Source organism: Legionella qingyii (assembly GCF_003990155.1).
Classification (GTDB): domain Bacteria; phylum Pseudomonadota; class Gammaproteobacteria; order Legionellales; family Legionellaceae; genus Legionella; species Legionella qingyii.
Genome location: NZ_RZGX01000012.1, coordinates 88,460 through 110,650, shown reverse-complemented (window position 1 = coordinate 110,650; position 22,191 = coordinate 88,460). Strand labels below are relative to the sequence as shown.

Sequence of the window (22,191 nt, the reverse complement as noted above, 5' to 3'; positions counted from 1 at the left end):
TGCCAGCAATAGATTATTGCTGGAATAAGCGACGAAGTTGAATAAATAGTATAAAAATAAGAAAAACTGAACAAAAAATTAGAGATGGATACTCATGCCAAATAATCCAAGGAGTAAAACCTTCTGCTGGAAATATATTACTTTGTAGTAGTCCTGAGCTAAATGGAGGAAGACTTTCTACTATATCCCCATTTGAATCAATTACTGACGATAAGCCATCGTTATTGACGACTACTTGATATCGACCGGTAAGCAAAGAAAGTATTTGAGCCATTTGTAATTGTTGATAACTAGCCAATGAGTGTCCAAACCAGCCATTATCGCTAATTGAAACGATCCATTGGGCTTTGGGCATTTGTTCACGTAAAATGTTCGGATAGGCAATCTCATAACAAATAAGACTTGCTATTGGATGATTTTCAATGCGAATTAGAGACTGTTTTCTTCTTCCTGGTAATAAATTGGGTTCGGGTAAATTCAGCCAATGATTAATTGCAACAAGGGGTTTGGGAATGTACTCTCCGAAGGGAACAAGTTGACGCTTAAGTTTTTTTCCTTTAGCTTGCCCAAGCGTAATTACTGAATTGTAATAATTCGTTTCGTTATCATCTGTTGGCTGTAAAATGCCTACCATAAGTGCGCTGTTGGCTTTCAGTGCCTTATTGTTCAATTTTTGCAAATATTTATCCAAATAACTTGCAGGAAGTGGTATGGCTGACTCCGGCAAAATAATTAATTGTTTTCCCAAGAGCTTATTAATTGCATTCTCATAGTACTTTAATAAATTCCAAAATAAAGTTTCATCCCATTTATCGCGCATTGATAAATTCGCTTGTATAGCGCCAATACTCACGGGTTCTTTTTTGATATGAGACCATGAAATATTTTTGCACAACATTGGACTTATAATAATTAATACAATTACGATTAGATAGTGATAACGTTTTTGAGAATTTTGTGAAACAGCTAAAGTGAGTAATGTAGAAATAAAGGTGCATACCAAACTTAGTCCATAGACGCCTAAAATAGGCGCGATGTATTTAATTGGGGTATCAATGAGGATGGTACCTACTAGTAACCAGGGAAATCCGGTAAATAAAGTAGCACGACAATATTCACTTAAACACCATAAAACGCAGAATAGAGTTAAGGACAGCAGTTTTCGATTGTTTAGTTCAAGTGATTTATACAGATAAGCAACCAGGGCAGGGAAGAGTGAAAGATATGTAATGAAAATTAAAGTTACTAACCCTGCAAAGAAATAATTGAGCTGCCCATAGTCATGAATACTGACTATGACCCAGGAAACTCCAAAACCGAAATAGCCGGTTCCATAAAGAAAACCTAGATAAAAGCCTTGCTTTATGGAGCAATTTTGCAGGCTCGAATAGAGAAATGCCAAACTTAATAAGGTCAATCCTGGTATATGAAATGGGGCAAAACCAAAAGGCGCAAGCAGGCCTGCTATAAATACAAAGAAATATTTAACATAGCCAAGATGCATTGAAGAATTTAATGGAATAGAATTGGCTAAAGCAGTTTGCTTCATGGCTGTTAAAAAATTATAAAATGATAAGATAATTGAGTCCGTTATTCAGGTCAAGAATTAGTGGAATATTTTAATCTTGTCACCTGTTGTAGCTTGGCGGAAACGGAGCAGAAACCAGGGGTAATGTAGCATATATTTTCTGGTTTCCGCCTCGCTTTAACCCAGCTAGAATTTACTCTATTATTTTTTCAGAACATAAGTTCCAGGTGCATCACAAATCGGTCTTAAATCCTTTTGAGGATTACCTAGAGCTGGTGGTTTCTTTTTTGTACCGGAATGCTCTTTAAGCCATTTTTCCCAAGCTGGCCACCAGGAATCTTTAAAATGCGGGGCTCTCTCTAACCAAACTTCAGGTGCTAAATGTTTATCATCTAATTTATGAGTGAGCATTTGATAACTGCGCCCAGGATTTCCCGGTTCATTAATAATCCCTGTGTTATGTCCTGCATTAGTCAATACAAAGGTAATATCACTATCTGTGAAGTAATGAATTTTATAAACGGATTTCCAAGGTGCTATATGATCTTTGATAGTACTTACTGAAAAAATTGGCACGGTGATGTCAGCAAGATTAATATTATCATTAAGAATTTTAAAACGTCCTTCAACTAAGTCATTATTTAAAAACAAACGACGTAGATACTCGCTATGCATTTTGTACGGCATTCTAGTAGTATCGTAATCCCATGCCATTAAGTCACTTACTTTCTGTCGTTTACCTAATAAATAATCATAAACTACACGAGACCAAATGAGATCTATTGACCTTAACATGCTAAACGCACCAGCCATCTGCGAACCTTCCAAATAACCTTTTTCCCACATGATATCTTCAATGTAAGTGAGTTGGTTTTCATCAATAAATAATTGCAGTTCGCCCGCATCCTGAAAATCGGTTTGTGCTGCAAACAAAGTCATCGTTTTTAATCGGTCGTCATTACTAGCTGCCATTTTTGCAGCAACCATAGTTAATAAAGTGCCTCCGATACAATAACCAACCGTATGAATTTTTTCTTCCGGAATAATTTGATTAATTGCTTTTAATGCATCCATCACTCCATGTATTGCGTAATCGGAAAAATCTAAGTCTCTATCTTCAGAGGTTGGATTTTTCCAGGAAATCATAAATACAGTGTGTCCTCTATCCACTAAAAATTTCACCATGGAGTTATTAGGCGATAGATCGAGTATGTAGTACTTCATAATCCAAGCTGGAATGATTAAGATCGGTTCAGGATGAACTGTTGCTGTTGTTGGTTCATATTGGATAAGTTCTATTAAATGATTTCTATAAATAACTTTACCAGGTGTTACTGCTAAGTTCGTTCCTACCTTATATTGCTCACTACCTGCTGGCGGTTTGTTATTCAGATATCGGTTGATGTCATCAATAAAATTATTCCATCCTTTGATAAAATTCATGCCCTGTTCATTTATTGCGGTAGCAATGATTTCTGGATTCATTCCGGGAATATTCGACGGAGCAAAAATGTCCAAAATTTGGCGTGTTACAAAATTAACAATATTCTCATGATGCTTGGAAACTCCTCGAAGTTGAGTTGTTGCATTATCCCACCATTCTTCAGTTAATAAAAAAGATTGACTGTATATATTGAATGGAAATTGAGACCAAGATTCATTTTTGAAACGATGATCGGTTTGGCGGACTTCGATACAAGGTTCGCATTTACCCTGGCTTTGTTGTTGAATGTATAATAGTAACTGCCCCAGTTTTTTGAGTGCATTTTTGTTTAAATCAATTCGTTGTGCCGGAGAAAAAAGCAAATAAATTAGCCAGTCTGCAAAAGACATCATCAGCGCTCCTGGTGATAACCAGTTGCAAAATTGGCTGATTGTAGTGTGGAATAGTTTATCGAAATTCAGTCCTTCATAGTCAGTTTTTTCTGATTCGGTTAATAAGGAGTCTTGAGTTTTATGGTTGGATTTTGGAGACTTCCTTTTTGATTTATTCATGACAACTCCCTTTGAGAATTCAAGATTTTTTTACTATAGTCCTTTTTAAACATTATGCATCAAAAAATGAAATAACACGATTCTTAAAAATTGTTATTTGTTTGGATATAGTTTAGGGAATACTATTCAACTCCCAAGATTTTGTGTAGGATGATTGCGTTTTATAATGGGAGAGGGATTAAATGTATAATGTAATGATTACTGGTGCAGGGAAAATTGGTAGCTTAATCGCTTGTTTATTATCAGAAAGCGGTTCTTACCAGATCCATTTAGTTGATATTGATTTTAATGGATCGGATGTTAAAAGACTGTTGGAAGCAGTACCCAAAATTAAAACAGTCGCATTAGATGTTCAAGATAAACAGTCAACTCAAGCATATATGGAAAAGAATGATATCGTGGCTGTTATTTCTAGTCTTCCATATTTTTTAAATACTTATGTTGCTGAAGCTGCAAAAGCTGCCAAAGCACATTACTTTGATCTTACGGAAGATACAGCCGTTACCGAAGCAGTAAAAGCGATAGCGCTTGATGCAGAAACGGCGTTTGTTCCTCAATGCGGATTAGCTCCTGGATTTATAAGCATTGCTGCAAATAGCCTCATGCAGGAGTTTGAAGAGTGTCATCATGTGAAATTACGTGTAGGAGCTCTTCCACAAAATGCAAACAACGCACTGCAATATTCATTAACCTGGTCCACTGATGGAGTAATCAATGAGTATGGCAATCCATGTTATGCAATTAAATATGGAAAAGCAGTAACCTTGGCACCTTTAGAAGGATTAGAAACCATTCAAATCGACGGGTGCGAGTATGAAGCGTTTAATACCTCTGGCGGACTAGGAAGTTTGGCCGAGATGCACGCTGGCAAAGTACAAACCATGAATTATAAAACAATGCGTTATCCTGGCCATTGCTCAAAGATGCGTTTATTAATGAATGACTTGCGATTAAACCAAGATAGGCCTACGTTAAAACGTATTCTGGAAAATGCGATTCCTAAAACTTACCAAGATCTGGTGATTGTTTATGTTTCTGTTGAAGGAATGAAACGAGGTGAGCTGACAGAAAAAAATTATGTGAAGAAGATTTATCCGGAAGAAATTTGTGGCCTGGAATGGTCAGCAATTCAAATAAGTACCGCTTCTGGTGTTTGCTCAGTAGTTGATTTGGTGCTCGGACAAGAAAATGAATATAAGGGATTAGTTCTACAAGAAAAATTCCATTTGTCTGCGGTGCTGGAAAATCGTTTTGGCCGCTATTACGCATAACCTGAGAGTATTGTGGTTATTGTTCCCGGGTTCTGTCTTATTGTACCCGGGTTACTATGGAGATAATTAATGGATATATTAAAACGCTTGAAAATTCATGCAGTTAATCCTGGAGCCTTTAGTGGGCAAGGTTGGCAAAGTGGAATTCATGAGCATAAGTTAATCTCTTATAATCCAGCCAATAGTGAAAAGCTTGCAGAAATAGCAACGTGCACTATGAGTGATTACGAAGAGATAATGACCCGTGCTGAATTTGCTGCCCATGAATGGAGAAAAGTTCCTGCTCCTAAAAGAGGGGAGATCATCAGACAGATTGGTCAAGCATTACGTGATCATAAAGATGCGTTAGGTAGTTTAGTTTCCTTAGAAATGGGTAAGTCCAAACAAGAAGGGGACGGTGAAGTCCAGGAAATGATTGATATAGCTGATTTCGCAGTAGGTCAATCACGGATGTTATATGGTAATTCCATGCATTCTGAACGTCCACAACATAGAATGTATGAACAGTGGCACCCATACGGTATTGTTGGCGTTATTTCTGCGTTTAACTTTCCGGTTGCTGTTTGGTCCTGGAATGCTTTTCTGGCTGCTATCTGTGGAAATGTGACATTGTGGAAGCCATCAGCAAAGACTCCTCTATGCGCTGTAGCTGTTCAGCATATTTGCAATGATGTATTAAGAGCAAATGGTTGTCCGGAAATATTCAGTTTAGTTATTCCAGAGAGTCACGATGTGGTTGAGGCAATGGTAAATGATAAACGAATACCACTAATTTCATTTACAGGTTCAACAGCAGTAGGTAAAGAGGTTGCAGCTAAAGTTGCTGCTCGATTAGGTAAGACTATTCTAGAATTAGGTGGTAATAACGCAATTATTGTCGATGAGACTGCTGATCTTCATTTAGCAATTCCGGCTATTGTTTTTGGGGCAGTAGGCACGGCGGGTCAACGATGCACTTCTACGCGACGTTTATTTATTCATCACTCCAAGTACGATTATGTTGTTGAGCGTTTACGTTTTGCCTATGAGCAAATAACAATTGGTGATCCTTTAGATAAGAAAAATTTAATGGGCCCACTGATTGATAAACAAGCTGTTGAACAATTTAATCGTGCAATAGCTCGCATTAAAGAAGCGGGTGGTCGAATTATATTTGGTGGTGAACCAGTGCATAGACCAGGCTTCTTTGTGGAACCTACGTTAGTGTGTGATGTAAAAAATCATTGGGAGATTGTTCAAGAGGAAACATTTGCACCGATTTTATATGTTATGTCTTTTCAGACAATCGATGAAGCAATTGCTTTACAAAATCATGTACCACAAGGATTGTCTTCTGCTATGTTTACCCAAAATTTAAAAAATGCAGAACACTTTTTAAGTGCCTGGGGAAGTGATTGCGGTATAGCTAATATTAATATCGGTACTTCAGGTGCTGAAATTGGCGGAGCATTTGGTGGAGAAAAAGAAACAGGAGGTGGGCGCGAGTCTGGTTCTGATTCTTGGAAAGCGTATATGCGTCGACAGACCAATACAATAAATTGGGGAAATGAATTACCGTTAGCTCAAGGTATTCGGTTTGATTTGGCTTGATTTAAGTAGCAAGTATAACCTGGGTGAAGCGAAGCATAACCCAGGTAATTATCATGTTCCATGAACCCGGGTTATGCTTCGCTTCACCCAGGCTACTTTAACGAGGAAAAAAGAATGCAGGGATCTTTTTTTATAAAAAAAGTCGCAGTTCTGGGAGCTGGTGTTATGGGCGCGCAAATTGCAGCGCACTGTGTTAATGCTGGTATAGAAACGTTACTCTATGATTTGGCATCTAAAGAAGGAAATGCTAATGCGTTGATTGATAAGGCAATAGCTAATTTAGGAAAGCTAAAACCTGCTCCTCTTGCGACAGCCCAAACTGCAACATTGTTACAATCGCGAAATTATGATCAACATCTTGCTGATTTGACTTCATGCGATTTAGTTATTGAAGCAATTGCTGAGCGCTTGGACTGGAAAGAAGATTTATACAAGCGTATTTCCCCATTTTTAACAGAACATTCTATTTTGGTGAGTAATACCTCCGGTTTGAGTATTAATTCATTATGTTCAGTTTTACCTGAGGCACATAGAAAAAATTTTTGTGGCGTTCATTTTTTTAATCCTCCACGTTACATGCATCTTGCTGAACTTATTCCTGCTAAAACAACTAATAAGGAATTAGTAGATAATCTGGAGGCTTGGCTAACTCGTTATTTAGGTAAAGGAGTTGTGCGTGCCAAAGATACGCCTAATTTTATTGCTAATCGCATTGGTGTATTTTCTCTCTTAGCTACATTGCACCATGCTTTTGCCATGGATATGGGATTGGATGAAGTTGATGCATTAACTGGTCCTTTGTTAGGAAGACCAAAATCTGCCACTTTTCGCACCATGGACGTTGTTGGTCTAGACACTATGCAGCATGTAATCTATACAATGCAACAACAGTTACAAAATGATCCATGGCATCACAGTTTTAAACTACCCGAATGGCTCACTAATCTAATTAAGGATGGGCATTTAGGGCAGAAAACAGGCCAAGGGATTTATAGAAAGAATGGCAAGATTATTGAAGTATATGATGTTAAATCAGCACATTATCGTCTAGCTCAACCGGTTGTCAGCGATGAGTTAAAAGCGATTATGGGTAATCCTGATCCTGCTACGCGCATGCAAAATCTAATGACTTCCAATAACAAGCAAGCACAGTTCTTAGCAGCCTGCTTCAAGGATTTATTTCACTACTGCGCGTATCATCTTGAGACAATTGCCGATAATGTCAGAGACGTTGATTTGGCAATTCGCTGGGGGTTTGGCTGGGCACAAGGACCATTTGAAACGTGGCAATTAGCTGATTTGGCAACCATGGCTCAATACATTAATCAAGCAATAAAGGAACAATCATCTCTTAGTTCGGCTCAACTGCCTGGATGGCTTTTTGAAATCAATGCATTCTATACTGAACAGGGAGCTTATTCTCCTCAGATGAATGATTATCAACCTCGAAGTCAATTGCCAGTTTATCAACGTCAATTCTTCACTGATCGAGTCATTAAAGAGTCAGTGCATCCTACACCTGTGATTTATGAAAATGAGGGTGTCCGTTTATGGCATTTACAAGATGATGTCGCTGTAGTGAATTTCAAAAGCAAAGCGAATACTGTGGGACAGTCAGTTCTTGATGGACTGGAAGCTGCTGTAGAAATTGCAGAGAAGCAATGTCGTGGGTTAATTATTTATCAACAAGATGCGAATAATTTCTGTTCAGGTGCTGATTTACGCGGTGTCCTTAATTTAATTAAGGAAAACAAAATGCAGGCTTTGGACGCTATGATCGCACAATTTCAACGCGTCGCTTTACGTTTGAAATACAGTTCTATTCCAACAGTTGCAGCAGTAAGAGGACGCGCTCTTGGCGGTGGTTGTGAGTTAATGATGCATTGTGATGCTGTGGCATCTGCTTTTGAAGCCTACCCAGGTCTTGTTGAATTTGGTGTTGGAGTAATACCAGCAGGAGGTGGATGTAAGGAAATGGCAATGCGGGCGGCAAATCTGTCACCTAAAGGCGATTTAATGACAATAATTCAAAGCTACTACCAACAAATTGCAACAGCGCAAGTTGCAGGTTCCGCGATCGAGGCAAAGCAAATGGGGTATTTGCGAAGTATGGACAGCTATGTCATGAATGCTGATGAAGTACTCTATGTAGCATTGGCTAAGGTAAATTTCATGCATGCAGAGAACTACCAACCTCCTTTAAAGAAACAGTTTCAAGTTGCAGGTATAGAAGGTAAAGCTCGATTGCAAGCCGGTTTGGTTAATTGGTTGGAGGGAGGATTTATTTCTCAGCATGATTATTTCATTGCTACGGAGTTAGCAACCGTACTGTGCGGTGGTAACCTCAATCAAAATACGTTTGTTGATGAGAGTTGGATGCTTAAGTTAGAGCGTGAAGCCTTTTTAACTCTTGCCGCAACACCATTAACCCAAGCGCGGATTAGTCATTTACTTGAAACTGGCAAGCCATTACGCAACTAAGGGAGATTTGAAATGACTAATGTATATATAGTTGACGCATTACGTACTCCAGTAGGTAAAGCACCACGTGGTGTATTTAAAAATACATTACCAGATGATTTATTGGCTCATGTGATCAGAGATTTAATGAAGCGCAATCCATCAGTGGATCATCAACAAATAGGGGATATTGTAATAGGATGTGCTATGCCTGAGGCTGAGCAAGGTATGAATGTGGCACGTATTGCATCATTACTTGCTGATCTACCTCAGTCTATTCCTGCAATGACAATCAATCGCTTTTGTTCATCTGGAGTACAAAGTATTGCTACCGCTGCAGGGTCTATACGCAGTGGTGATATGCATTTGGCTCTTGCGGGCGGTGTTGAAAGCATGTCTATGGTACCTTTAGGCGGAAATAAATACACAGCAAATCCTGTTATCTTCAATAATGAAGATGTTGCAATTGCATATGGGATGGGCATTACAGCTGAGAATGTTGCAAAGCGCTGGCAAATTTCTCGAGAGCAGCAAGATGAATTTGCTGCTGAAAGCCATAAAAAAGCGGTAGCAGCACAGCAACGTGGTGACTTTAAAGCTGAAATCAGTCCGGTAGAAATTACCATACGACAGGCTGATTTAGGAACTGATACAGCAATAATAAAAAATCAATGGGTGAATGATGATGAAGGACCGAGAGCTGATACTTCATATGATGTTATTTCTAAATTAAAACCCGTTTTTGCAACAAAAGGAACAGTAACGGCAGGAAACAGTTCACAGACCAGTGATGGTGCTGGTATTGCTCTTTTAGCCAGTGAACAGGCCTTACATCAATATGATTTAAAACCAATTGGGCGATTACTAAGTTATGCTGTAGCTGGTGTCCCTCCTGAAATTATGGGAATTGGTCCTATCGAGGCAATTCCTATTGCTTTAAAGCGAGCAGGTATTACTTTAGAGCAACTGGATTGGATAGAACTTAATGAGGCGTTTGCCGCTCAAGCTTTGGCGGTAATCAAAGAGCTTGATCTTCCTCGAACCAAGGTGAATCCTTTAGGAGGAGCAATTGCTTTAGGCCATCCTTTAGGTGCTACAGGTGCAATAAGAACAGCTACTTTATTGCATGGATTAAGAAGAACTAAAGGGCGATATGGTATGGTAACCATGTGTATAGGTACAGGCATGGGCGCTGCTGCAATATTTGAAGCTTTATAGTTTCTAATTTCTGTAGCCTGGGTTAAGGCGCAAGCCATGACCCAGGCTATAGTGCGATAATTTTAGGAATCACTATAAAAGTAAAACCCGAGTTACGTTTTGCCGTATCTCAGGCTACTGTTAAAGAAGGGATTTTTTAAATAAGTTGTTACTTAGTTTTTATCGCGGAATATAATGCGGCCTTTAGTTAAGTCATAAGGTGTTAATTCGACCTTAACTTTATCGCCAGTCAAAATTCTAATGTAATTCTTACGCATACGACCAGAAATGTGAGCAGTGATAACATGTCCATTTTCTAATTCAACACGAAACATGGTGTTGGGTAAGGTATCAATAACCGTACCAGCCATTTCTATATGATCTTCTTTTGCCATAGGTCTCTCAGTGATGTACCAAATTTATAAAGTTTATTATGTGTGATTATATACTTACAGCGTGTATACTGCACTAAAATAAAGAAAATGGCAATCAAAGCCCAGCAAAATTTAACTATTTATCGCTCTATTATTGGCTTTTGTGCCCAACTCTGAGGAGTGCCAAACTCAAAGATAATTTGTGCCAGTCTACTTTATTGCTAAGTTAAGAGGATTTTCAATTAAGAATGCATCCTTAACGTAATCAATATAGTGTCTTTCTTTGCTGGCTTGTTCACGATTGGGCCTAATAAGACCGTGCATATTAAACTCGTTTTTTTGTAATTCATAACTGAGTGCTTTAATCTGCTCAGGCCTAACATTTTGTTCAAATAATACTTTTGCGGTATTAATAAAGCTCTGCATTTCTTCATCAAATTTTGCTTTTTCAATGATATATTTTGTTTTTACCTCAAGTGTATCTGTAAATGAAGGCTCTTTAGGAGGTTTAGGTACTGTTTTCCATCCATCACTTGTTAACCCAAATCGAAGATTCTTTACCATTTCATGTTCTAGAGAGTAATATGAAACAGTTATAAACCCTCCTGAGTTGTCCCTTATTAAAAAGACAGACTTTGTTTCATTCTTTGTCGCACCATTGTGTTCCAAAATATCATGTAATTGGTTACAGCTAAGTGGTCGAAAAATAACAGGCACTTTAGGCCCTGGTTCATTATTTTGTTTTGACTCCATAGGGCAATACTCCGAGTTCCTTAATAAAATTAATTATCAATTACTAACGCTATAACGAGACAAAATGGTAATTAATTGCCTATATGGTATAATAATAGTACACGATTGTTGCTATTTGAAATCTTAATTGACGCGCCATGAACCTTTTTTTGTAGGATGCTCTAAAGACTGATAGAGCATGTGAAGAAATTCTCTTCGATCAATAATTTTGGCACCTAAACTTTGTAAATGATTGGTCGGAATTTGGCAATCAATAAAATCATAGTTCCATTCACTCATCGTTCTGCATAAGTAGTAGAAGGCAATTTTCGAAGCATCTGTCATTTTATGGAACATAGATTCACCAAAAAAGGCATGACCTAAACTGAGTCCATATAAGCCTCCGACAAGTTCGTTTTCGTACCATATTTCAAAGGAATGAGCATAACCCATAGTGTGTAATTGAGTATAGGCTGCGATCATCTCTTTAGTTATCCAGGTATTATTGATTCGATTAACACTCGTAGCACATGCTGTAATTACCTGTTTAAAAGCGGTATCTATCGTGAATCTGAAGGCTTTCTTTAATGATTTTTGCAAACTGCGAGACAATTTAAATTCATTAGGAATCAATATGAGTCTTGGATTTGGCGACCACCAGAGAATTGGTGTTCCTGGTTCATACCAGGGAAAGATTCCTTGTCTGTAAGCTTGAAGAATGCGTTGAGGGGATAAATCACCCCCAATGAATAATAAACCTTGGTCATCACTTGTTTCTGGATTTGGAAAGAAGTGGATTTCATTATAATTCAACTTGAACTCCTCAATTTATCAGGAATTTTTCTCTTATAAATCATTTTTTATTCTACACTTATTATAAGCGAGAATTGGAGGAAGCAATTGGATCATCTGTATAGTTTGGGTAACATTTTAATGCTTCTCAGCCTTTGTTTCAGAAAAGTACTCTTTATCCGCACCATCTTCATATTATCTGATTTATCATTTTTGCTTTATGGAGCATTAGCTGATGTGCCCCCGGTTGCATATTGGGCTATTGCATCATTAATTATTAATTTTGTACAGATAGGTATTTTGTTAAGAGATTTGATGCCTCAAGATTTGCCTTATGATTTACAACAAGTAAAAGATTTGTTTTTTGTAAGTATGCAAACCAGTGATTTTATTCGCCTGATTAAATTAAGTGAACGAGGTACTTCCAGAAATAAGAAAATATTAATCAAGGGAGAACCTGTAGAAAATTTAATGTTGATTACAAAAGGATTGGTTTATATTGAGGTAGATGAAGCGATTATTGAGGTAGGTCCATATCATTTTATTGGGGAGATGAGTTATTTTAGAGATGGAAAGGCCAGTACTACCATATACGCACGAGAGCCTGTGGATTATTTATACTGGAGTTATTCCGATTTGCATCGCTTGCAAGCAAATAAACCCCCATTATTTATGAAGATGGTAGAGGCTATGGGGAAAGATATTATATTGAAAATGCTTAATCAAAACAAAGCATCAAAGGTATTATGAGTGATGTTCTAATTCAGTAGCAGTGAAGCAGGGTTATATTTTAAGCGCTAACTTCACTGCACCAAATTTTAATCAGACCCTAATTTTTAAAATTCAAATCCAGATATTGCTCTACATCAAGAGCTGCCATACAACCAAAACCAGCAGAGGTAATGGCTTGTCGGTACACATGGTCAGCTACATCTCCGCAGGCAAATACCCCGGGAATGGACGTACTCGTGGCCATGCCTTCCAGCCCTGATTTAATGACAATATAACCATTCTTCATAACGAGTTGATCTTTAAATAAATCTGTATTGGGCGTATGTCCTATAGCAATAAATACGCCGTCAACATTTAATAACTCCTTTGAGTTATTTTGTACATTGCGAATTAAGGCACCAGTTACTTTTTTACCATCACCTACGACTTCATCAAGAGTAGAGTTCCATATTATTTTGATATTGCCAGTACGCGTTTTTTCAAAAAGTTTATCCTGAAGAATTTTTTCAGCACGTAGACTATCGCGTCGATGTATCAACGTTACTGAAGAGGCCAGGTTAGATAAATACAGTGCTTCTTCAACCGCAGTATTTCCTCCACCAATGACACAAACTGTTTTGTTGCGGTAAAAAAAGCCATCGCAAGTAGCACAGGCAGAAACTCCGCGGCCTTGATAAGCTGATTCCGATTCTAATCCCAAATAACGTGCTGATGCTCCAGTAGCAATGATGAGGGCATCGCAAGTATAAGTGTCACTATCACCATGAAGGGTAAACGGTGCTTGTGACAAATTTGCTTTAACAATATGATCAAAAATAATTTTTGTTTCAAAGCGTTCAGCATGTTTTTGCATGCGCTCCATCAGAGCGGGCCCTTGTAATCCTTCAATATCGCCAGGCCAGTTATCTACATCTGTTGTGGTCGTTAATTGACCTCCTGGCTGCATGCCAGTGATTAGAACGGGATGAAGATTGGCTCTTGCAGCATAGACTGCAGCAGTGTAACCTGCTGGTCCTGAACCTAATATGATTAAGCGGTGATGATTGCTTGAGCTCATTCTCTCTGCCTTCCTTAATATTTTGATATTTTGTGTTAAGATGGCGAATATTATGACAAAAACAAAGATATGAAAATACCTATGGAAAAACAACATTCGGGAAAAAAATCTGGTCTTTCTAAAAAACACTTGCCTAACTATGTTGTAAAGCGACTTAGCGAAGGTAGTTTTATATTAATTTTAACAAGTGCTTTCTTTGTGCTCCTGTCTTTGCTGTCTTATAAGAACAGTGACCCAGGGTTTTCTCATGTTTCACGTGCAGGGTCTGTTGTCGCAAATTCAGGTGGACAAGTAGGGGCTTACATAGCTGATGCTCTTTATTTTACATTCGGGTATTTTGCTTATTTGGTACCCATTGCTTTTGCATATATTTCATGGGCATTGTTACATGATGTTCATACCCTAAAAACTCTTGATAAGCGAGTCTTATTGCTTCGTTCTATTGGCTTGATGCTTATGTTTGCTGGAGGGTGCGGTTTATTAAGCCTTGAGGCGGAAATGGGTCAAATAGACTTAATTCATGGCCCCGGAGGATTTATAGGGCAAGTTGTAGGTGGTGGTTGGTATCAAATGCTGAATTTACATGGAGCAAGCCTGGTTTTATTAGCCATGCTTTTGGTGGGAACTACATGGTTAACCGGCCTATCCTGGATAAGGGCGGTCGAGCTCATTGGATTTTATACCTTATTCACTACAAATTATGTTTCTAAGACAGTACAAAAGACGATGCAGTTTTTTAATAATAAAGTTGCGCGCTCCAAGTCAAATGAAACTACCAAAATACCTCGTGAAAAACCTGCTCCAAAATTATTTAAGCCAAAAATAGAGAAAGAAAAAGAGGTTATTACTCCTCCTTCTTTAGTTAGCAGTGATATAAAAGCTGAAGTTGTTAAACCAGAATCTAATAAAACTGAAATTGTTAAACCGGAAATTGTTAAACCTGCAAAAGAAGTAAAAGAAATTCGTATACCCAAAGTTAGTATTTCAGGTGAATTACCTTCTCTAAGTTTATTGGATAAAGGAGAACCAGGTAAGCCCATGGGTGGATATACCCATCAAGAGTTAGAGAATTTATCACGGGAAGTAGAGCAGCATTTATTAGATTTTGGTATTCAGGCAGGGGTAGTTGCTGTACACCCGGGACCTGTAGTAACACGTTTTGAGTTACAACTGGCTGCAGGTGTTAAAGTAAGTAAATTGACTGCTTTGGCTAAAGATTTGGCTCGCTCTTTATCTGTAATCTCAGTTCGTGTTGTCGAAGTAATTCCAGGCAAAACCGTAGTTGGATTGGAGTTACCAAATCATTCACGAGAAATGGTTCGGCTATCAGATGTTTTATTGGCAGATGTATACCAACACGCTCACTCACCTATTTCTTTATCTTTAGGTGTAGATATCGCAGGTCATCCTGTAGTAGTTGATTTAGCAAAAATGCCTCATTTATTAGTAGCCGGGACAACAGGCTCCGGAAAATCAGTTGGTATCAACGCAATGATTCTAAGTATCTTGTTTAAAGCGACTCCAGAACAGGTACGTTTGATCATGGTTGATCCTAAGATGCTGGAGTTATCGGTTTACGATGGCATTCCTCATCTGTTAACTCCTGTTGTTACTGATATGAAAGAAGCTGCTAGTGCCTTGCGTTGGTGCGTTGAAGAGATGGAACGACGTTATAAATTGATGGCAGCTATGGGTGTAAGGAATTTGGCTGGATTTAACACTAAGGTCGCTGAAGGAATCGCCAATGGCCAACCTTTCGTTAATCCTTTATGGAAGCCCGTTGACTCAATGGATGAAACTGCTCCAGCGTTGGAGTCTCTGCCTTATATTGTCGTTGTGATTGATGAGCTCGCTGACATGATGATGGTCGTGGGTAAGAAAGTAGAGCAGTTAATTGCACGTATTGCTCAAAAAGCCCGAGCGGCAGGTATTCATATGATTCTTGCTACTCAAAGACCTTCTGTGGATGTTTTGACTGGATTGATTAAATCAAATATTCCAACACGAATTTCGTTTCAAGTTTCGTCAAAAATTGATTCTCGTACTATATTAGATCAACAGGGTGCAGAACAATTATTAGGACATGGCGATATGCTGTATTTGGCCCCTGGAAGCGGCGCACCGTTACGAGTTCATGGTGCATTTGTTGATGACAAAGAGGTACATCGTATTGCTGATGACTGGCGTGCTCGCGGTGAGCCTGATTATATTGATGATATTTTAAAGTTGACTGGTGATGGCAATGAAGGTGGGGCTGATGAAGATGGTCAATCAGCAGAAGATGATGATCCTCTTTATGATCAAGCAGTCGAATTTGTTATTCAGACACGTAAAGCGAGTATTTCTGCAGTTCAACGACGTCTAAAAATAGGTTACAACCGTGCAGCACGAATGGTTGAGGAAATGGAGCGGACGGGGATTGTGGGTCCATTAGATGGTGGTTATCGAGATGTCTTAGTATCATCCGTAACGGAGGATTAATTATGAAAAAAATATTAATAGCATTGCTCTTAAGTGTTTCTACCGTAGGGTTTTGTGAAACTCCTGATGTGTTGCTACAGAACAAATTAAACAGCATACGTTCAATGACGGCTGTTTTTAAGCAATCTGTAAAAGCAAAACATAGAGTAGTGTCTCGTTCATCAGGAACTATGGCATTACAAAGACCTGGTCGATTTCGTTGGCAAACTTTGCAGCCAATGGCGCAATTAATGGTAGCAGATGGACAAAAAATTTGGGTTTATGACAAGGACTTAGAGCAAGTCACTGTTAAAACACAAAAAAAAGGTTTAGGGGGAACCGCTGCTTTATTCTTAAGCGGCTATGACAATACTGTTACCCGAGATTTTACTGTAACTCAGAGTAATATGGGTAATGAAATTGTTTTTGATTTAAAATCAAAATCACCTAAAGCGAATTTCCAACGAATAAAATTAGTGTTTCGGCAAAATAGCCTAACGGGATTGGAGTTATACGATCAATTAGGCCAAGTGACTACGGTTCAATTATCACAAATTAAATTAAACCCTAAATTGGCTACTGGTTTGTTTCAGTTCAAAACGCCAAAAGGGGTTGATGTGGTACAGCAATGAGTTTGTTTGAGACAATGCCTACGCCACCGCTAGCGGAGCTTCTAAGACCCCGAAGCCTGGATGAAGTGATTGGTCAGAGCCATTTATTGGGAGAAGGGAAGTCTTTACGGCTCAGTTTTGCAGCTAAAAAACTTCATTCGATGATTTTATGGGGACCACCAGGTGTTGGCAAGACAACAATTGCTCGAATTACTGCAGAAGCTTTTGATTGCGAATGGATAGCACTTTCTGCTGTATTTTCAGGGGTTAAGGACATTCGCGCAGCAATTGAAAAAGCACAGGAAAATCTAAACTTAGGTAAACATACCATATTGTTTATTGATGAAATTCATCGTTTTAACAAAGCTCAACAAGATGCATTATTGCCCTATACGGAATCTGGTTTAGTAACCTTCATAGGCGCTACTACAGAAAATCCTTCTTTCGAAGTAAACTCAGCTTTATTATCACGTGCCCAAGTTTATGTTTTAAAATCCTTGACAGATGAAGAGTTAAAACGATTATTTCAAAAGGCGAATCAGACTGTTTTGTCCCATATTCAATTTGATGACGATGCGATAGAAATGCTTATCGGATTTGCTGATGGTGATGCAAGACGATTATTAAATAGTCTGGAACAATTACACACGGCATGTACTGCAATGAATAATAAACAAGTGACTAAAGAATTTGTTATGAATTCATTGGCAGAGCAGGTCAGACGTTTTGATAAAAGTGGTGATAATTTTTACGATCAAATTTCTGCATTACACAAATCTGTACGTGGCTCTAATCCTGATGCATCATTATATTGGTTATGCCGTATGTTGGATGGAGGGGTGGATCCACGTTATTTGGCACGGCGAATTGTTAGGATGGCATGGGAAGATATTGGTTTAGCTGATCCACGAGCTGTCCAAATTGCAAACGATGCTGCAATAACTTATGAAAGGCTAGGCTCTCCGGAGGGAGAACTTGCTCTAGGGGAGGCGGTTATTTATTTGTCAATTGCTGCAAAAAGTAACGCAGCATATGTTGCTTTTAATCAAGCGATGGACTTTGTAAAACGAGATAAATCTCGAGAAGTGCCTGTTCATTTGCGCAACGCTCCTACTCGTTTAATGAAAAAACTAGGACATGGAAAAGCGTATCGCTATGCTCATGATGAACCACATGCTTACGCTGCTGGAGAACATTATTTACCGGATGATATGCAAGAACCTGGCTGGTATAAACCAGTTCCTCGTGGATTAGAAATTAAAATTGCAGAGAAGCTGGCATTTCTAAAATCACTCGATGAGAAAAAGCGAGGATCGTAGCCTGCATGATTGTCGCTATGCTTCTCCAGGCTAGACGCCCACAAATCAAGTTTCAGTATTAAGTGTTCCTTCGACTCCATATATCTTTTCTCTTATAATTTACAATCCGGAATATTCCAACTCGACTCAATAATATCGGCTCCTGCCTCATCAAGTCGACTGTAATTAAATACCAATGGTTTATCATTACTAAAAAAAGGTGCATAAAAATTTTTATAAGCTATTTGACCATCTGTAAGAAATACCGAACATGTATTGGGTAACAATTCCGCAACACTTTTAATGTTTTTATAACGAGAATTTCCACTAACGTAACTGTGATCAAAGCCTAAAAACGCCAGATAGGGTTCCTCATTATTTTCTTTTTCAATAATTTTCGCTGCATTGCCATTGAAACTATGAATTCTGAAATGATCATCTCCATCCAAGTGTTTAATTTGAAAACTTTTAATACAGGATAAAATTGCTGGATAAGAGTCTAGGGCTACTACACGAATTCCAACTTTTTTGGCTGCTTTGACTATATTAGTGTAACCGGAAAACCCGCATCCACTTGCTACATCTTTGAAATATAGATAGGCAGCTAGCTCGGGAGGAAGATCTTCGCTAGAGCTATTAAAATATGTATCCAGTAATGTTTGATGACGATCATAAAAAAGAAATTCAAAAAATAAGGTTTTTATTCCTAATTTTTTAAAGTATTCCAGATTTTCAACAAGAAATATTTTTGGAAATTTGTGATGATGAATTTCACCTAAGTAGATTCCTTTCGGGAGTGTTTTTTTACTTTTTAACTCTTCAAAGGATTTTTTCAATGCTTCTTTTCTTTGTGGTACTGAGAAATAAGAGTGTGAAGCTTGTGAAAAACTCCAGTTGGAATGAGAATAATTTGTTTGGTGGGCCAAATCAACGGACAACTGGCATAACGATTTAATTTCAGATACATATTCATCCGCCGATTTATTATGCCAAAGACGGTAGCGATTACCATCCCAACTCGATGCAAAAGGTTTTTGGGTTAGATTAAGTTGTAGTTTTTCATCAAAATCCGTATATGTGATTAGAACCTCCATTTCATCTGGATAGTAGTCAAAATGAATTTGTCGCTGCTCGTCATCAAAATAAATTTTGATGCTTTCGAGTGAAAAACCTTTTTTGACTAAAGCGTCAATTAACTCTTGATAACATCCCTTGATGATCGGATAACTTATTTCATCAATGGATTCGCTGTTTATCCCTTTTAAAATGCATATGCTCATGGATAAGCCCTCTATTTTTTTAAGGGCGCTTTTATGAAACTATATCCTGAACATTGGTATTGGGTTTGTGGGGAAGTTATAGCGCCAAATTCAACTGCACATGCCCAACCTGAAAAACAATGTTCAGGCAGCTCATGCACATATTCATATTGGGGCGCATTATTGTCATAAAATTACTTATTTTGTCTAATTTAATAACAATATTTTTATCATGGATTATACTTTCTGTCAATAAAAGATGCAATATACTTTTTCAAGTAATTAATTACATGATTTTAAATGTATTTTCATTTTATTCTAAATTTGCTAAAGTCCTCTAATTAATTATAATAATTTCATCCAGTATGCATTATTCTAATTACCAAACATGTGCCGTAAGGCCTCAAATACCTCTTTCTGAATGGGATATCTTATCCAGCTTGCCAACTGCTTTGGTAATTATCAATTCTCAAGGAAGAATTGTTTGGTTAAATCCACCCGCTGAAGCAATGTTGGGATATGGATTACTCGATTCTCTGTGGTTGGATGTGATTTTACGTGCTTTTGTTCCTCGTGCCGACGATGGGCATGAAGTTTCTCTGGCAGATGGGCGTCGAGTCCACGTAGCAATCGCGACTTTGGATAGTTTGCCAGGTATATTAGTCAGTTTAACTGATATAACTGCTACTCGAGATTATGAGAAAGCCAAAGAAAATGAAAAGCGTTTGGTCTCAATTGGTACAATGACTGCACAACTCGCACATCAGATCAGAACACCATTGGCTTCGGCGATGTTATATACGGAACATCTGAATAATCTTCCCGATTTAGAAGTGCGTACTCAAAATTGGATTCATCGATTGCAAGAATGTCATACCAGCATTGAGCAACAAATCCAGGACTTATTACTATTTGCACGAGGTACTACAATAGAGCCAAGGCGCATGGATATGAATTATTGGTGTTCCCTGCTAGTGCAACGTGCACAGCCCTATGTTTTGGCTAAAAATGTTACCTTCAATGTGAATAATCAACTGTCCACTCGTGAATCATTAATTCATGCAGAATCATTAATTGGTGCTGTTTTAAACTTGGTGATCAATTCATTACAATCAGATGCAACAGAAATTAATTTAACACTTGCATCTATAGATAATTCAGGTATACAAATATCAGTAGAGGACAATGGTAAAGGAATGACAGAAGAGGTGAGAAACCAAGCGTTTTCTCCTTTTTATACTACAAAAGCCCAAGGTAATGGCTTGGGCTTGGCAGTTGTTTATGCGGTAGTAAAAGCACATGGAGGTCGACTCAGTTTAGAATCTACTGAGGGAGTCGGTACACAAGTTAATTTGTTTTTGCCGTAAATATGTTGAGTTGTCATCCTGAATATGGCAAAGCACTTCTGATTTAACTTAGATTAAAATTCATGAAGTGCTCTGGCAGGCTTAGGATGATATCCTTTTTATAACACTTAGAAAAAGGACTTTTCTATGAGTCATGTTTTAATCGTTGAAGATGATCCAGTATTAAGAGAAGCGCTGGCTGAAACAATGACTATTGCTGGCCATACATATATTACCGCTAAAGATGGCAAGGAAGCTTTAGCCCTTCTAGAAATCCATAATCCATCAGTAGTATTAACGGATATTCGTATGGATGAACTGGATGGAAATCAATTGCTCGCAGAGATCCAAAAAAGAAGACTTGGATTGCCTGTGATTTTGATGACTGCCTATGGCTCAGTACAGGATGCAGTGAATGCACTTCATCATGGCGCGGTAGACTATTTACAAAAGCCATTCAGCGCTCAAGTATTGACTGAAAAAATCAACCAATACATTAAAGTAGAGTTTGATGAAGATACTGGTGAGCCCATTGCAAAGGATCCTAAAAGTCAGGCCTTATTAACTATGGCATTAAAAGTAGCTCAATCAGATGTTGGTGTGATGATTAGTGGTGAGAGCGGAACAGGTAAAGAGGTGTTGGCTCATTTTATACATGATCATTCATCTCGAAAAAAACAACCTTTCATTGCTATTAATTGTGCTGCAATTCCTGAACAAATGCTTGAGGCGACTTTGTTTGGTTACGAAAAGGGTTCATTTACTGGTGCTTACAAATCCACTCCCGGAAAATTTGAACAAGCGCAGGGAGGAACTTTGCTTCTTGATGAAGTAAGCGAAATGCCTTTAAGCCTGCAAGCTAAATTACTTCGTGTTTTACAAGAGAAAGAAGTAGAGCGAATTGGTGCTAATAAAACAATTAGTTTAGATGTTCGCATTTTAGCTACTACGAATAGACAACTTAAAGATGAAGTAAAGGCTGGTCGTTTTAGGGAAGATTTATTTTATCGTTTGAATGTTTTCCCTTTACAGTGGCATCCTTTACGTGAAAGAAAGAATGACATCATTCCATTAGCTAATTATCTGATTCGTAAACACTGTCACCATAAACAGCGTGTCGTTCCAGTGATTTGTCCAGCTGCTCAGAAACTGATGTTGGCATATCCTTGGCCAGGAAATGCGCGTGAATTAGATAATGTGATTCAACGCGCTTTAGTTTTACAAACTCAAGGTATTATAGAAGCGGAGCATTTACAATTGTCATTAAATGCTACATTGGTTCCTGAAACTACTTCAAATGCCAACAGTAAAAATTTACAAATTCATGAATTTGAATTAATCGAAAAAACTTTACTGGAGAATGAAGGAAATAGACAAAAAGTAGCTGCTTTATTGGGGGTAAGTGAGCGTACTCTACGCTATAAATTAGCAAAAATGCGCGAAGAGGGTTATACAGTATAAAAAAATTTTCCAGCATGGGTATTTGGTG

General features: G+C 38.1%; 17 protein-coding genes. 10 read left to right on the top strand and 7 right to left on the bottom strand.

Annotated elements, in window-relative coordinates; translation table 11 throughout:
* Nucleotides 1-13 precede the first annotated feature (13 nt).
* On the bottom strand, nt 14-1,549 hold the full coding sequence (gene lnt / locus ELY20_RS10280; protein ID WP_110142193.1) for an apolipoprotein N-acyltransferase: 1,536 nt from the start codon (nt 1,547-1,549) through the stop codon (nt 14-16).
* Nucleotides 1,550-1,729: 180 nt separating this feature from the next.
* Nucleotides 1,730-3,523, bottom strand: coding sequence for a PHA/PHB synthase family protein (locus ELY20_RS10275; protein WP_110142192.1), 1,794 nt, complete (start codon nt 3,521-3,523; stop codon nt 1,730-1,732).
* 182 nt (nt 3,524-3,705) lie between these two features.
* On the opposite strand from ELY20_RS10275, the gene ELY20_RS10270 reads away from it, so the two are divergent.
* The 4 genes from ELY20_RS10270 to ELY20_RS10255 all read left to right on the top strand — a co-directional run bounded on the left by ELY20_RS10270 (nt 3,706) and on the right by ELY20_RS10255 (nt 10,062).
* Nucleotides 3,706-4,794 carry a saccharopine dehydrogenase family protein gene (locus ELY20_RS10270; protein WP_110142191.1) on the top strand — a complete coding sequence of 363 codons (1,089 nt, stop codon included), beginning with the start codon at nt 3,706-3,708 and terminating at the stop codon, nt 4,792-4,794.
* A gap of 69 nt (nt 4,795-4,863) precedes the next feature.
* Nucleotides 4,864-6,384 carry an L-piperidine-6-carboxylate dehydrogenase gene (gene amaB / locus ELY20_RS10265; protein WP_110142190.1) on the top strand — a complete coding sequence of 507 codons (1,521 nt, stop codon included), beginning with the start codon at nt 4,864-4,866 and terminating at the stop codon, nt 6,382-6,384.
* Between the two features lie 114 nt (nt 6,385-6,498).
* Nucleotides 6,499-8,865 carry a 3-hydroxyacyl-CoA dehydrogenase/enoyl-CoA hydratase family protein gene (locus ELY20_RS10260; RefSeq protein ID WP_110142189.1) on the top strand — a complete coding sequence of 789 codons (2,367 nt, stop codon included), beginning with the start codon at nt 6,499-6,501 and terminating at the stop codon, nt 8,863-8,865.
* A gap of 12 nt (nt 8,866-8,877) precedes the next feature.
* Nucleotides 8,878-10,062: an acetyl-CoA C-acyltransferase gene (locus ELY20_RS10255; protein WP_110142188.1), complete on the top strand. Its 1,185-nt coding sequence runs from the start codon at nt 8,878-8,880 to the stop codon at nt 10,060-10,062.
* A gap of 152 nt (nt 10,063-10,214) precedes the next feature.
* Here ELY20_RS10255 and infA read toward each other — a convergent pair whose 3' ends face one another.
* From infA to aat, 3 genes are all read right to left on the bottom strand, one after another.
* A complete protein-coding gene (infA, locus tag ELY20_RS10250; RefSeq protein WP_019233117.1) occupies nt 10,215-10,436 on the bottom strand; it encodes a translation initiation factor IF-1 in 222 nt (73 codons plus the stop codon).
* Nucleotides 10,437-10,625: 189 nt separating this feature from the next.
* Complete coding sequence (locus ELY20_RS10245) at nt 10,626-11,168, bottom strand: hypothetical protein (RefSeq protein WP_110142187.1); 543 nt, start codon at nt 11,166-11,168, stop codon at nt 10,626-10,628.
* A gap of 123 nt (nt 11,169-11,291) precedes the next feature.
* Entirely contained in the window at nt 11,292-11,960 is a 669-nt protein-coding gene (gene aat, locus ELY20_RS10240) for a leucyl/phenylalanyl-tRNA--protein transferase (protein ID WP_110142186.1), read from the bottom strand.
* 87 nt (nt 11,961-12,047) lie between these two features.
* Between aat and ELY20_RS10235 the strand changes: the two genes are divergently transcribed.
* Nucleotides 12,048-12,689 carry a cyclic nucleotide-binding domain-containing protein gene (locus ELY20_RS10235; RefSeq protein ID WP_110142185.1) on the top strand — a complete coding sequence of 214 codons (642 nt, stop codon included), beginning with the start codon at nt 12,048-12,050 and terminating at the stop codon, nt 12,687-12,689.
* A gap of 79 nt (nt 12,690-12,768) precedes the next feature.
* Here the strand turns inward: ELY20_RS10235 and trxB are convergent, their stop codons facing one another.
* Nucleotides 12,769-13,728 (bottom strand): thioredoxin-disulfide reductase, encoded by a 960-nt coding sequence (gene trxB, locus ELY20_RS10230; protein WP_110142184.1) that lies wholly within the window; start codon nt 13,726-13,728, stop codon nt 12,769-12,771.
* An 81-nt stretch (nt 13,729-13,809) separates the two neighbouring features.
* On the opposite strand from trxB, the gene ELY20_RS10225 reads away from it, so the two are divergent.
* From ELY20_RS10225 to ELY20_RS10215, 3 genes are read left to right on the top strand one after another with little or no spacing between them, the layout of a single operon-like run.
* Nucleotides 13,810-16,209: a DNA translocase FtsK gene (locus ELY20_RS10225; protein ID WP_110142183.1), complete on the top strand. Its 2,400-nt coding sequence runs from the start codon at nt 13,810-13,812 to the stop codon at nt 16,207-16,209.
* 2 nt (nt 16,210-16,211) lie between these two features.
* The gene (gene lolA, locus ELY20_RS10220; RefSeq protein ID WP_110142182.1) at nt 16,212-16,820 is read left to right on the top strand and encodes an outer membrane lipoprotein chaperone LolA; all 609 of its coding nucleotides are present in this window, start codon (nt 16,212-16,214) and stop codon (nt 16,818-16,820) included.
* Complete coding sequence (locus ELY20_RS10215; RefSeq protein WP_110142181.1) at nt 16,817-18,118, top strand: replication-associated recombination protein A; 1,302 nt, start codon at nt 16,817-16,819, stop codon at nt 18,116-18,118. The genes lolA and ELY20_RS10215 overlap by 4 nt, the downstream gene beginning before the upstream one ends.
* 92 nt (nt 18,119-18,210) lie before the next feature.
* On the opposite strand, the gene ELY20_RS10210 is transcribed toward ELY20_RS10215, so the two are convergent.
* The gene (locus ELY20_RS10210) at nt 18,211-19,377 is read right to left on the bottom strand and encodes a TraB/GumN family protein (protein ID WP_110142180.1); all 1,167 of its coding nucleotides are present in this window, start codon (nt 19,375-19,377) and stop codon (nt 18,211-18,213) included.
* Between the two features lie 344 nt (nt 19,378-19,721).
* Here ELY20_RS10210 and ELY20_RS10205 point away from each other — a divergent pair, with 344 nt between their 5' ends.
* Complete coding sequence (locus tag ELY20_RS10205) at nt 19,722-20,723, top strand: sensor histidine kinase (protein WP_110142179.1); 1,002 nt, start codon at nt 19,722-19,724, stop codon at nt 20,721-20,723.
* Between the two features lie 126 nt (nt 20,724-20,849).
* A complete protein-coding gene (locus ELY20_RS10200; RefSeq protein ID WP_110142178.1) occupies nt 20,850-22,163 on the top strand; it encodes a sigma-54-dependent transcriptional regulator in 1,314 nt (437 codons plus the stop codon).
* Nucleotides 22,164-22,191 lie beyond the last annotated feature (28 nt).

Coding starts and splice junctions, on each gene's coding strand:
- ELY20_RS10205 (WP_110142179.1), top strand. CDS start 19,722: ATGCATTATTCTAATTACCAAACATGTGCCGTAAGGCCTCAAATACCT.
- ELY20_RS10270 (WP_110142191.1), top strand. CDS start 3,706: ATGTATAATGTAATGATTACTGGTGCAGGGAAAATTGGTAGCTTAATC.
- lnt (WP_110142193.1), bottom strand. CDS start 1,549: ATGAAGCAAACTGCTTTAGCCAATTCTATTCCATTAAATTCTTCAATG.
- ELY20_RS10245 (WP_110142187.1), bottom strand. CDS start 11,168: ATGGAGTCAAAACAAAATAATGAACCAGGGCCTAAAGTGCCTGTTATT.
- ELY20_RS10215 (WP_110142181.1), top strand. CDS start 16,817: ATGAGTTTGTTTGAGACAATGCCTACGCCACCGCTAGCGGAGCTTCTA.
- trxB (WP_110142184.1), bottom strand. CDS start 13,728: ATGAGCTCAAGCAATCATCACCGCTTAATCATATTAGGTTCAGGACCA.
- ELY20_RS10255 (WP_110142188.1), top strand. CDS start 8,878: ATGACTAATGTATATATAGTTGACGCATTACGTACTCCAGTAGGTAAA.
- ELY20_RS10210 (WP_110142180.1), bottom strand. CDS start 19,377: ATGAGCATATGCATTTTAAAAGGGATAAACAGCGAATCCATTGATGAA.
- ELY20_RS10275 (WP_110142192.1), bottom strand. CDS start 3,523: ATGAATAAATCAAAAAGGAAGTCTCCAAAATCCAACCATAAAACTCAA.
- lolA (WP_110142182.1), top strand. CDS start 16,212: ATGAAAAAAATATTAATAGCATTGCTCTTAAGTGTTTCTACCGTAGGG.
- ELY20_RS10260 (WP_110142189.1), top strand. CDS start 6,499: ATGCAGGGATCTTTTTTTATAAAAAAAGTCGCAGTTCTGGGAGCTGGT.
- ELY20_RS10225 (WP_110142183.1), top strand. CDS start 13,810: ATGGAAAAACAACATTCGGGAAAAAAATCTGGTCTTTCTAAAAAACAC.
- infA (WP_019233117.1), bottom strand. CDS start 10,436: ATGGCAAAAGAAGATCATATAGAAATGGCTGGTACGGTTATTGATACC.
- ELY20_RS10200 (WP_110142178.1), top strand. CDS start 20,850: ATGAGTCATGTTTTAATCGTTGAAGATGATCCAGTATTAAGAGAAGCG.
- amaB (WP_110142190.1), top strand. CDS start 4,864: ATGGATATATTAAAACGCTTGAAAATTCATGCAGTTAATCCTGGAGCC.